This is a genomic window from Devosia sp., assembly GCF_041917035.1.
GTDB lineage: Bacteria > Pseudomonadota > Alphaproteobacteria > Rhizobiales > Devosiaceae > Devosia_A.
In genome coordinates this window covers 1-11,277 of record NZ_JAYRYM010000128.1, presented here as the reverse complement: position 1 = coordinate 11,277, position 11,277 = coordinate 1, and the positions used below count along the sequence as shown (strand labels likewise).

The following is an 11,277-nucleotide window of genomic DNA, read 5'->3' as shown; positions in this document are numbered from 1 at the left end:
TGGCCGTGTGGCCGGCGATCGCGGTCTGTTCCCACACACCGCCCTTGGCGGTGAACATCTCGCCGAGCTTGGCAATCGAGGCGGCATCCGAGCCGGATGCCCACTGGTGCAGCATCAGCACCTTGGGTGCAGCAAGCGCGGTGCCCGAAAGCAGCGCAGCAGTCAGCATCGTGGCCGCGGCAGCCGCGGCCCTAGTCGTGATGGTCATATTTCATCTCCCATGCGTCCTGCGATCGACCCGACTCTTGACGGTCGTGGGCGGCCACTTGCGCTTTTTCCCTGTCGGTGCACATCCTTCTGCGACCGACGTATTAGTTCTATGGTGAACATATTCGGCTTGTCAACGCGCCTGGGGAGCGCCCATGTGAACAAGGTGGAACTGAAATCGCTCCTTAGCACCAGGGCCTTGGCAACGCCGACGGGCCGCATCGTGCGCACGCTGAGCGAGCGCGGCAGCCTCAGCGCGGTGCAGCTGGCGCGCCTGACCGGACTGGCCAAGTCGACCGTGTCCACGGCCCTTGCGGAACTGAAACGCACCGAAATGGTCGTCGAGACCGGAACCGAGCAGACCAGCGGCGCCGGACGTCCCGCCACGACGCTGACGCTCAATCCCAAGGCCGGAACCTGCATCGGCGTACTGATCGGGCAGTCGGAATTGCAGGTGATCGTCGCCGACGTCTCGCACTCCGTGCTCTGGGACAAGTCGGTCTATCTCGAGCCCGGCTATTCCGAACAGACGGCAGCCGAACTGGTTCGGGAACTGATCACCGAGGCCTATGCCGACCAGTGGCAGACGCCGGCCGGACTGCTGGGCGTCGGCATCGCCGTCGGCGCCCCGGTCAATCCGGTCAACGGGCAAATCCTGCGCGGCGGGCTCCCCAATCTCACCGGAACCGACATCCGCGCCCTGCTGGGACAACTGTTCGACGTGCCGATCTTCGCCGACAACGAGAGCAACTGCTCGGCCATCGCCGAGATGACATGGGGCGCAGCGCAGGGCTTCGAGGACTTCATCGTCTATACGCTCGACCTGGGAGTCGGCGGCGCCATCGTGTCGGGCGGCAAGGTGCTGCGCGGCATTGCCGGCGGCGCGGGCGAGTTCGGCCACGTGGTGATCGACCCGGCCGGACCAGTCTGTCGCTGCGGCAACCGGGGCTGTCTCGAGGTCTATGCCAGCTTTAGCGGTCCGCTCGCCGAAGCCCAGCGGCATTTCGGCCGGAAGCTCAGGATCACCGACGTCGTTCGCATGGCCCTTGCCGGCGACGAAACCTGCCGGCGGCTGATCGCACAGGCGGGTGAGGCCGGAGGGCGCGGGCTCGGCCTGATCGGTTCGGTATTCAACCCGCCGCTGGTCGTGGTCAGCGGCCGGCTGGCGACAGCCGGCGAACTGCTCATGACGCCTCTGGCCGAGAGCTTCGAGCGGTATTCACTGGTCAAGCGCGAGGACGTGCCGGAAAATGCCCGGACGATCCTCAGGCGCAGCACGTTCATCGACAACGGGGCCTGCATGGGTGCCGTCGGGCTGGTGCTGAGGCACCATGGACGGCCGCTGAACTAGCCAGGCAAGGCGGCTATTCGCACATCTCCACCAGGGCGTCGTGATCGAGGATTTCGACTTCGCTGACCGAGCGCATGCGGATGACGCCCATGTCCTTGAGGGCGCGCAGGATGCGCGACACGGTCTCGAACGTCACGCCGAGGTAGTCGGCAATGTCGTTGCGCTGCATGGGGAGAACCACGAGCGTGTCGTTGCCCTGACGTTCAGCAAGGTCGACCAGCAGCGAGGCCATGCGCTCGTTGGCATTGCGCCGGCCGAGCACCATCAGGTGGTTCTGGACGCGGGCGAGGCTCTTGAGCGCCAGCATCAGCATCGAGCCCGTCGGCTGCTGCCCGCAATTGGTGCGCAGGACCCGGACGCCGGCGCCGTCGACGCTCTCGGCATAGGACTCGTGTTCGTCCCCGGCCTCGAAACCGAAGACCTCACCCGCACAATGAAATGCGGTGATCTGGCGACGGCCGTCCGCCGTCAACCGGCAGATCCGCACGGTGCCGAACTCGACGTAGTAGAGCGGCCCGGCCTTCTCGCCCTGGGCGTAGATGACGGCATCCTCGGGATAGAGGGTCACGGCGGCGGGCTGCATTGCGGAGAGCAGTTCCGAGACGCCTCCCACCCGATGGGAAGCGGTCGCGACAGTTGCACGAAAGGCCGGGTGAATATGCATCTCAAATCCCTCGCTGTTCAATGACAGCAAGGTGGACCAGCGGCCGGATTCCCGAAATTCCGGTCGGAATCTTAGGGGGTTTACTTAGTGTTCCCCTGTGCCGGCTAGACCGCTACCGAGTGACGTCCGGCGCCGTTGGCCAGATAGGCATCGAAGGTCGCCGCCACCGAGCGCGCGAACGGCCTGCCGATGTCGTTGATTCGAAACACCTTTCCGTCAAAGTTGACGAGCCCGTCGCCGTCGTAGAGCGCCGCATAGCGCATCTCCTGAACGACCGGGGCGGCGGCCGCCTCGCCGAAGCGCTCTCTCAGTTCGCCGACCGAGACGGCGAAGTCGCACATCAGCCGCTCGATCACCCAGCCGCGAAGCCGGTCCTCCTCGCTGAGGGCGACGCCGCGAGCGGTGGCCAGACCGCCCTCGCGGACCTGCCGGATGTACTCTCCCGTCGCGACGGTGTTCTGGACATAGCCCTGCGGCAGACTGCCGATCGAGGAAGCGCCCAGGCCGATCAATGCCGGCGCGGCGTCGGTGGTGTAGCCTTGGAAGTTGCGATGCAGGTGACCGCCGGCCGCTGCCACGGCCAGGCTGTCGGTGGGGAGAGCGAAGTGATCGATACCGATCTGCTGGTAGCCGGCGGAGAGAATGCGCTCGGCTGCGGCCAGGGATTGCTTCAGCCGCTCGGCGACGCCCGGCAGAGCTGCCTCGTCGATCATCTTCTGGTGGGTCTTCATCCAGGGGACGTGCGCGTAGCCGAACAGGGCGATGCGCTCGGGCCGGAGCGAGAGGACCTGGTCGGCGGTCGCCTCGACCGACTCGATCGTCTGGTGCGGCAGGCCGTAGAGCATGTCGATGTTCGATGAGGTGACCCCCCGCCGCCGCATGGCTTCGATGACCTCGCGGGTCTGCTCGAAGGTCTGGACGCGGTTGATGGCGGCCTGCACCTTTGGATTGAAATCCTGCACGCCGACGCTGACCCGGGTGACGCCGGCGGCAGCCAGGGCGTCATAGCGATCCTCGGTCAAGTCGTTGGGATCCATCTCGATGCTGAACTCCAGCGCATCGGAGACGACGAAGTTCTCGCGGATGTGGGCGACGAGGGCCTCGATATCAGCGGGTTGCAGCATGGAGGGCGAGCCGCCGCCGAGGTGGAGGGCCACCACATGCCCACGGCCGCCGAGCTTTTCGGAGACCATCGCGATCTCGCGATATACCGAAGGCAGGTAGGCGGCGATCGGGTCGTAGCGCAGCACCTGCTTGGTGTGGCAACCACAGAACCAGCATAGCCGATCGCAGAACGGGACGTGCACGTAGAGCGAAATCGGCGTCTGCGGGGGCAGTTCGCCGAGCCAGGCCGCATAGGTGGCAGTATCGATGTCGGCATGAAAGTGCGGCGCCGTCGGGTAACTCGTGTAGCGCGGCACGGGCTTGGCGTAGCGCTTGATCAGGTCGTCCAGCATTGAATCGTCTCCTCGGACCTAGATGCCCCCTGCCACCGATTAACTCCTTGATCCGGATCAAATCCCGGAGCCGTCTGTGTGGCACCACTCCGAACGACGCAGCGAGGAGCCCGAGAGTGACGGTCAAGGCATTGAACGAGGTGGAAATTCCACAAGTCTGCCGAAGCTGCAGCGCACGCCATGACGGCATGTGCGCCGCGCTGACGACCGCCGAACTGGGCCTGCTGGCCACGCACACGCGCCACACGCACCACCGGCCGGGCGAAGCCCTCACGATCGAGAGCGACGAGATCACCAGCTATGCGAATGTGACGGATGGCGTGGTGAAGCTGTCGCGGGTGCTGCGCGATGGCCGGCAGCAACTGGTCGGCCTGCAGTTTGCCCCCGACCTGATGGGGCGCCTGTTCGGCACCGAGAGCCCGATCACGGCCGAGGCCGCTTCGGAGGTGGCCCTGTGTCGCGTGCCCAAGCTCGTGCTCGAGATGCTGGTCGAGGGCAGCGACGAGCTGAAGCGGCGTTTGCTCGATCAATCGCTGCAGGACCTGGACGACGCCCGCGAATGGATGGTCACGCTCGGTCGCAAGACGGCCGCCGAGCGCGTTGCGAGCCTGTTCCTGCTGGTTGCCAGCCGAACAGGTGACGGAGGCGGCAAGGTGGCCGGGCCGGTGAGCTTCGAGCTGCCATTGGGACGAGGCGACATGGCGGACTTCCTCGGCCTCACCATCGAGACCGTGTCGCGACAGATCAGCAAGCTGCGCAATGAAGGGCTGGTCTCGATCGAGAACCATCGCCACGTGACCGTACCCGACCTCGCTGCCCTCAGGCGGCGCGCCGGCTGACCCTTCAGCGCGGCTCGTCGTCATCGAGGATGCGCTGACTGGCGCCCTCGAGATCGTCGTACTGCCCGGACTTCAATGTCCAGAGGAAGGTGACGAGGGCCAACAGGCCGAGGCCGATGGCAATCGGAATCAGGAAGGTGAGACCGGTCACGCCGTCGCCTCCGTCAGTTGACCATTGCCGTCGGCCGCCCGGGCGGCGCGACCGCGCGCGCCAAACCCACCAAAGCGGAGCCGGAAGGCGTTGGCGACCACGATGATCGACGACGACGACATCGCAATGGCGGCGATCAGCGGCGTGACGTGCCCGAAAACCGCGAGCGGCACCGCGATGGCATTGTAGCCGATGGCGATGACGAGGTTCTGGTTGACGATGGCGGCGGCGCGTCGCGCCGTCTGGATGACGAAGGGCACGGTGGCCAAGGTGCCGCCGGTGAACACGAAATCGGCAGCGCTGCGCCCGATATCGGTCGCCGTCGACGGGGCCATGGACACGTAGGCCGCGCGCATGGCCGGCGCGTCGTTGAGGCCGTCGCCGACCATCATGGTCCGGCCGATGGCGACGTCGGCCATCTTGTCCTCGGGCAACAGGTGCGCCTTGGCGTCCCAGATGCCCACCTGGGCCGCGACGGCGGCGACCGGGCGCTGCGCATCGCCCGACAGCAGGCGGACCGGCAGTCGCAGGTCATCGAGCTGGTCGACCGCGGCGGCAGCGTCGGCCCGCACTTCGTCCTCGAAGCGAAAGAACCCGACGACGTGACCGTTGCGCGACAGCCAGACTTCCGTGGCATCGGGCTGCGGTGCTCCGCCGAGGCCGCACCACTCGGGGCTGCCGAAGCGCCAGACCTCGTTTCCGACACGTCCTTCGATGCCGCGCCCGGCGACTTCGGTCACCTCGATGTCCATCCCGCCCGGATCCGGAAGCGCCGCGGCGATGGTGCGCGACAGGGGGTGGGTGGAACTGCGCGCCAGAGCGGCGGCGATGCGTCGTGCCTGCTCGCCCCCGTCCTGGTGCTCGACCAGCCTGGGCTGGCCGATTGTGAGGGTGCCGGTCTTGTCGAAGGCGACGGAGTCGGCCTCGGCGGCGCGCTCCAGAGCGGCGCCGTCCTTCATCAGCACGCCGCGTTCGAACAGCCTGCCGGCGGCCACGACGTGGACGATCGGCACGGCCAGCGCCAGGGCGCAGGGACAGGTGATGATCAGCACGGCCACGGCGTTGAGCAGGGCAGCGTGCCAGTCGGCCGTGAGCACCCCCCAGGCGAGAAAGGTCGCGATGGCGATCGTATGGACCACGGGCGCATAGACGGCCGCCGCACGGTCCGCAATGCGCCGACGCCTGGTCTTGGCGCCCTCCGCAGCCTCCATCAGCCCCACCATGCGGGCGAGCAGCGAATCGACGGAGCGCTTCTCGGCCCGCAGTTCGATCAGCCCACCCAGATTATTGGCACCGGCGGCGACGCTCGCGCCAGCGGCCAGTTCGAGCGGCGCCGATTCCCCGGTGACAATCGAGTAGTCGAAGGTCGCGCGCCGGGAGAGCACGATGCTGTCGACCGGCACGCGCTCCCCGGCCCTCAGCTCGAGGACCATGCCCGGCTCGATCTCGTCGAGCGACAGGTAGTCGCGCCGGCCATCGGCCGTGATCCGGGTCGCCCCCCGCGGCGCCATGCGCGCGAGGTTGGTGATGGCGCTGCGGGCCTTTTCGCGCATCAGGTGATCGAGGGTACGCCCCGCCAGCAGAAAGAAGAGCAGGGTCGTCGAGGCATCGAAATAGGCATGCTCGCCGGACTGGATGGTCTCGAACAGGCTCAGGCCGGTCGCCAGCAGGACGCCGATGGAGATCGGCACATCCATATTGGTGCGCCCGACGCGGACGGCGCGCCAGGCCGAGCGGAAGAAGATGCGTCCCGAATAGGCGACGGCCGGCAGGGCGATGAGAGCCGACAGCCAGTGGAAGAGGTCGCGGGTGGCCTCGTTGGCTCCGGCCCAGACCGAGACGGAGAACAGCATGATGTTGCCGGCCGCAAAGCCGGCCACGGCCAGCGCGCGCACGAGTTCGCGCAGTACCGGATCGCCATCCTCGTCCTGACTGGGATCCAGCGCGTAGGTGTGGTAGCCGGCGCCGACGATGGCCGGAGCCAGGTCGGATGGCCGCCCGGTCGCCGGATCGAAGGTCACCCGGACCCGCCGTCGCGTGAGATTGACGCGGGCCGCCCTGACCGAGGGCAGCTGCGACAGGCCTGTCTCGATCGAGCGGATACAGGCGGCACAATGGGCATCCGGCACCGCGAACTCGAGCTGGCAGGTTCCGTCCCCGAGCTTGCGGCTGAGGGTGAGCAGCGCCTCGTCGTCGGTCTCGATGCCGGTGGGTGCGGTGATCCGGACTTCGCCATCCGGCGTGCAACAGGTCATTTGCCGGTCTCTTCGAGCTTGAAGCGCTCATGCAGCTCGAACGGTCCGAGCGCGGTCTCGGGCGCCTCGACCCAGGCGTCCCAGACGCCGGTGCCAAGAGTGGTCGCGACCGCATAGCTGCCGTCCGGCCCGCGAGTCAGCTCCAGCTGCTGGTCGTCGTGACCGCCGACCGGGCGGTTGAGCTTGACGGTCACCTTGCCCAGATCGACAGGCGTGCCGGCCCCGTCACGGATGGTCAGGGTCGCCGCCCCGTCGGCGAAGACGAAGGACGGCTCCCAGCCCGCCGCCTGCTGCTGCAGATGTGCGAGGCGCTTGGTCTCGAACTCCTGGCTAGCGACATAGGAGTTGGTGACGACCAGCCCGGTCCAGCTGGTGGCGGAGAACACCGCCATGGTGATGTTCACGGCAATGATCGTGCCGAAGAAGGCGAACATGACGAACAGCATGTGTCGCCCGGTGAAGGTGCCCGGCTCGGCGGTGTTGCTGGTCTTCATCACTTCTTCTCCGGGGCTTCGAAGTTGGCACGGGTGGAGGCACGGATGCCGTCGGTACTGTCGATGACCATGGTGAAGCCGGTCTGCCGCGCCGTCAGCGCCTTGGGATCGGCGTGCACGTAGAGCCGCAGCGGCAACACCTTGTCCGGCTCCAGTTCCAGGAGCAGGTCCGTTTCGCTGGCGCCCTTGCTGTCGGCCAGCGACAGCGTGCCGCCCGGCAGGCCATCGAGGCGCAACGTGACGGTGCGCGGCTCGGGCGTCATGTTGAGGATCTTGACGTCGTAGCCGTTGCGCACGGTGCCGTCCTTGAGCATCACGAAGAGCGGATTGCGGTCGTGCAGCACGTTGATGTCGAGCGGCGAGCGCAGCGACAGCACGGTCAGCATGGCGAGCCCGATCGCCGCCCAGCCGATGAAGTAGAGCACGGTGCGCGGCCTGACGATCGAACGCCAGGTGGTATGGCGGATCTTGTCGATGAACTTGCCGGCCGCGTCGCGCACGCGGGACGGCTCGATGGTGCCCTCGGCAGAGGTGGCGAGGGCCATGTTCCGGTTGTAGTTGTTGAGCGTGGTGTAGGAGATCAACCCCTTTTCCTTGCCCAGGCGGGTCATCACGTCGTCGCACGCATCGATGCACAAGGCGCAGGTGATGCACTCGAGCTGCTGCCCGTCACGAATGTCGATGCCCATCGGGCAGACGACGACGCAGGCGTTGCAGTCGACGCAGTCGCCGACCGGCTTGCCTTCGGCGAGCGCCTTCTTGGCATGCTTGGTCCGCGGCTCGCCGCGCCAGTCGTTATAGGTGACGGTCAGCGAGTTCTCGTCGAGCATCGCCCCCTGAATGCGCGGCCAGGGGCACATGTAGATGCACACCTGCTCGCGCATCAGGCCGCCGAACACATAGGTGGTGGCGGTGAGCAGCGCGATGGTGGCATAGGCGACCACCGGGGCCTGCAGGGTGACCACATCGTGCAGCAGGGTCGGCGCGTCGGCGAAATAAAAGATCCATGCGCCGCCCGTGGCAACGCCGATAACGATCCAGATGGCGTGCTTGCTGACGCGCTTCCACAGCTTGTCGAAGCTCCAGGGAGCTGCCTCCAGCTTGATGCGGGCGTTGCGATCCCCCTCGATGGCGCGCTCGACGACGAGGAAGAGATCGACCCATACCGTCTGCGGGCAGGTGTAGCCGCACCAGGCGCGCCCGACGGTCGAGGTGACGAGAAACAGCCCAATGCCCGCCATCACCAGCATGCCGGCAACGTAGTAGAATTCCTGCGGCCAAATCTCGATGAAGAAGAAGAAGAAGCGCCGATGCTCGAGGTCGATCAGCACCGCCTGGTCGGACGCATAGGGCCCGCGATCCCAGCGCAGCCATGGGGTGATGTAGTAGATGCCGAGGGTGATCAGCATCACCAGCCACTTGAACTTGCGGAAGGTGCCGCTGGCCCGCTTGGGGAAGATCTTCTTGCGGGCGGTGTAGAGCGGCTGGCGTCGCTTGGGCGAATTGACCGCCTCGACGTCGTAGTTCTGGTGGGTGTCCGGCTGCTGGTCCGCAAGCATGTTGGTCGCATTCGCTGATAGGTGGTCAGCGCTTGTCCCATGCCGGGGGCGAACGACGATTGATCTGGGTCAATCCCCCGGTCCAAAAAGCGAGGGGGGCGCTTGCGGTCGCCCCCCTCCTTCTACGGCTGCGGTGCTGCCTATTGTCCGCCGCCGAGACTGTGAACGTAGACCGCCAGCTGCTTGACCGCGGTGTCGCCCAGACGGGCGCCCCAGGCCGGCATGACGCCGTGCTTGGCCTGGTTGACCTGCGCCTTGATCGCCTCGAGGCTGCCCTCGTAGAGCCAGACCTGATCGGTCAGCGACGGCCCGCCCAGATCGGCCATGCCCTCGCCGGCCTCGCCATGACAGGCGGCGCAGTTCTCGGCGAAGATGGTCGCCCCTTCGTCGCTTGCCGCACCGCCCTCGAGGCCCGAGAGCGACGCCACCTGCTTGGCCACGGTGTCGATCTGTGCCGCATCCAGGACCTGATCGGCGCCGAAGTTCGGCATGATGTTGAAGCGCGTGTCGGCATCGGCGGCGGAGCGGGCTCCGTGGGTTATGGTGGTGTAGATCTGATCGATCGAGCCACCCCAGATCCACTCATCGTCGTTGAGGTTGGGGTACCCCACCGATCCCGCGGCGCCGGTCCCATGGCACTGCGAGCAGTAGACCTTGAACAGCGACTTGCCGCCGGCGGTGGCGAAGCGCGCGAGGTCGGCATTCGCCGGAATCTCGGCGACCGGAGTTGCCGAAACCTGCTCGAGCAGACCGCCCTGCGCCGCCTTGGCCGCCGCGAGATCGGCATCCAGGTTGGCGCGGGTGGAGAACCCGAGCACACCGGTGGTGGCCGAAGAGATCATCGGCCAGGCCGGGTAGGCGATGGTGTAGCCGATCGAGAACAGGATCGTGCCGTAGAAGGTCCACAGCCACCAGCGCGGCAGGGGGGTGTTCAGCTCCTTGATGCCGTCCCACTCGTGGCCGGTCGTCTGGGTGCCTGTGAGGTCGTCGACTTCGTGCGTGCTCATCTGTCATTGCCCCGCTGCAAGGGGTGGGCATCATCAAGGGGAATGCGGGCTGCCGCATCTGCATGGGCCTTGGCGCCGGGGCGGAGCAGGAAGACCGCCACCGCCACGAAGATCGCCATCATGTAGACAAGGCCCCAACTGTCGGCGAAGTGCCGGAGCGTATCGTAGTGAGATATGTCCATTTGCTCCTCGCTCAGCGGTAGTTCGCCTTGGCGTCGTAGGTCGTGAAGTCGACCAGCGTGCCAAGCATCTGCAGGTAGGCGACGAGCGCATCCATCTCGGTCACCTTGGCGGGATTGCCGTCGAAATCGGCGGCACGGGCATTGGCGTAGCGTGCCGCGAGCCCGGAAGCGTCGCCATCCACCGTGGCCTGGGCCACGAGGTCGGCGGAGGCATTGGCGACCGCCTCCTCGCTGTAGGGCACGCCGATCAGGGCGTTGGCCTTCAGGTCCGCCGCGATGTTGCGGTAGTCGAGTTCGGTCTGCGCGAGGAACCCGTACTTGGGCATGATCGACTCGGGCACCAGCGCCTGCGGATTGGTCAGGTGCTCGACGTGCCAGACGTCGGAGTAGCGGCCGCCGACGCGAGCCAGGTCAGGCCCGGTCCGCTTCGAGCCCCACTGGAACGGATGGTCGTACATCGACTCCGCCGCCAGCGAGTAGTGGCCGTAGCGCTCGACCTCGTCACGGAACGGACGGATCATCTGGCTGTGGCACACGTAGCAGCCCTCGCGAACGTAGATGTTGCGGCCGGCCAGTTCGAGGGGAGTGTACGGGCGCATCCCGTCCACCTTCTCGATCGTGTTCTGGAAGAAGAACAGCGGAACGAGTTCGACGATACCTCCGATCACCACGACGAGCAGGGAGAGGACGAGGAGCAGTGAGGCGTTGCGTTCGATGACGCCATGCTTTTCTAGAAGAGACATTATCCTTGCTCCTTACTCGGCAGGCTGAAGGCTGGCAGGAGCGGCCATCGGACGCTCGTTGCGGACCTTGCCCTTGATGGTCATCCAGATGTTGACCGCCATGACGATGGTACCAGCGAGGTAGAGGGCGCCGCCGACAGCCCGGGCGATGTAGTAGGGATGCAGCGCCGCCACGGTCTCCGCGAAGGAGTAGACGAGGAAGCCCTGGTCATCGTACTCGCGCCACATCAGGCCCTGAGTGATGCCGCTGACCCACATGACCGAGGCGTAGATGACGATGCCGACGGTGGCGAGCCAGAAGTGCCAGTTGATCATGCGCAGCGAGTAGAGCTGCTTGCGACCCCACAGGCGCGGCACCATGAAGTAGA

Annotated in this window: 12 protein-coding genes and 1 pseudogene; 2 read left to right on the top strand and 11 right to left on the bottom strand. The window is 66.3% G+C overall.

Going from position 1 to position 11,277, the window contains the following annotated elements; genetic code table 11:
- Nucleotides 1-208, bottom strand: a pseudogene (locus tag ACE3TU_RS13550) (carbohydrate ABC transporter substrate-binding protein); the annotation flags it as partial.
- A 198-nt stretch (nucleotides 209-406) separates the two neighbouring features.
- On the opposite strand from ACE3TU_RS13550, the gene ACE3TU_RS13545 reads away from it, so the two are divergent.
- Nucleotides 407-1,558: an ROK family transcriptional regulator gene (locus ACE3TU_RS13545; RefSeq protein WP_374625020.1), complete on the top strand. Its 1,152-nt coding sequence runs from the start codon at nucleotides 407-409 to the stop codon at nucleotides 1,556-1,558.
- A gap of 13 nt (nucleotides 1,559-1,571) precedes the next feature.
- Here the strand turns inward: ACE3TU_RS13545 and ACE3TU_RS13540 are convergent, their stop codons facing one another.
- Together ACE3TU_RS13540 and hemN are read right to left on the bottom strand one after the other, a co-directional pair.
- Nucleotides 1,572-2,141, bottom strand: a complete 570-nt coding sequence (locus tag ACE3TU_RS13540; protein WP_374625018.1) for a helix-turn-helix domain-containing protein — start codon at nucleotides 2,139-2,141, stop codon at nucleotides 1,572-1,574.
- 185 nt (nucleotides 2,142-2,326) lie between these two features.
- Complete coding sequence (gene hemN, locus ACE3TU_RS13535; RefSeq protein ID WP_374625016.1) at nucleotides 2,327-3,679, bottom strand: oxygen-independent coproporphyrinogen III oxidase; 1,353 nt, start codon at nucleotides 3,677-3,679, stop codon at nucleotides 2,327-2,329.
- A 116-nt stretch (nucleotides 3,680-3,795) separates the two neighbouring features.
- Here hemN and ACE3TU_RS13530 point away from each other — a divergent pair, with 116 nt between their 5' ends.
- Nucleotides 3,796-4,518 carry a Crp/Fnr family transcriptional regulator gene (locus ACE3TU_RS13530; protein ID WP_374625014.1) on the top strand — a complete coding sequence of 241 codons (723 nt, stop codon included), beginning with the start codon at nucleotides 3,796-3,798 and terminating at the stop codon, nucleotides 4,516-4,518.
- A gap of 4 nt (nucleotides 4,519-4,522) precedes the next feature.
- On the opposite strand, the gene ccoS is transcribed toward ACE3TU_RS13530, so the two are convergent.
- The 8 genes from ccoS to ACE3TU_RS13490 form a co-directional block, all read right to left on the bottom strand.
- Nucleotides 4,523-4,669 (bottom strand): cbb3-type cytochrome oxidase assembly protein CcoS, encoded by a 147-nt coding sequence (ccoS, locus tag ACE3TU_RS13525; protein WP_374625012.1) that lies wholly within the window; start codon nucleotides 4,667-4,669, stop codon nucleotides 4,523-4,525.
- Nucleotides 4,666-6,924 carry a heavy metal translocating P-type ATPase gene (locus tag ACE3TU_RS13520; protein WP_374625010.1) on the bottom strand — a complete coding sequence of 753 codons (2,259 nt, stop codon included), beginning with the start codon at nucleotides 6,922-6,924 and terminating at the stop codon, nucleotides 4,666-4,668. The genes ccoS and ACE3TU_RS13520 overlap by 4 nt, the downstream gene beginning before the upstream one ends.
- Entirely contained in the window at nucleotides 6,921-7,418 is a 498-nt protein-coding gene (locus tag ACE3TU_RS13515; RefSeq protein WP_374625008.1) for a FixH family protein, read from the bottom strand. The genes ACE3TU_RS13520 and ACE3TU_RS13515 overlap by 4 nt, the downstream gene beginning before the upstream one ends.
- Nucleotides 7,418-8,977, bottom strand: coding sequence for a cytochrome c oxidase accessory protein CcoG (gene ccoG, locus ACE3TU_RS13510; protein WP_374625006.1), 1,560 nt, complete (start codon nucleotides 8,975-8,977; stop codon nucleotides 7,418-7,420). The genes ACE3TU_RS13515 and ccoG overlap by 1 nt, the downstream gene beginning before the upstream one ends.
- 140 nt (nucleotides 8,978-9,117) lie before the next feature.
- Nucleotides 9,118-9,984: a cytochrome-c oxidase, cbb3-type subunit III gene (gene ccoP, locus ACE3TU_RS13505; RefSeq protein ID WP_374625004.1), complete on the bottom strand. Its 867-nt coding sequence runs from the start codon at nucleotides 9,982-9,984 to the stop codon at nucleotides 9,118-9,120.
- Nucleotides 9,981-10,166 carry a cbb3-type cytochrome c oxidase subunit 3 gene (locus ACE3TU_RS13500; protein WP_374625002.1) on the bottom strand — a complete coding sequence of 62 codons (186 nt, stop codon included), beginning with the start codon at nucleotides 10,164-10,166 and terminating at the stop codon, nucleotides 9,981-9,983. Before ACE3TU_RS13500 ends, ccoP begins: the two co-directional genes overlap by 4 nt.
- A gap of 11 nt (nucleotides 10,167-10,177) precedes the next feature.
- The gene (gene ccoO, locus ACE3TU_RS13495; protein ID WP_374625000.1) at nucleotides 10,178-10,909 is read right to left on the bottom strand and encodes a cytochrome-c oxidase, cbb3-type subunit II; all 732 of its coding nucleotides are present in this window, start codon (nucleotides 10,907-10,909) and stop codon (nucleotides 10,178-10,180) included.
- A 12-nt stretch (nucleotides 10,910-10,921) separates the two neighbouring features.
- A partial coding sequence (locus ACE3TU_RS13490; RefSeq protein ID WP_374624998.1) for a cbb3-type cytochrome c oxidase subunit I occupies nucleotides 10,922-11,277 on the bottom strand: 356 nt, incomplete at its 5' end.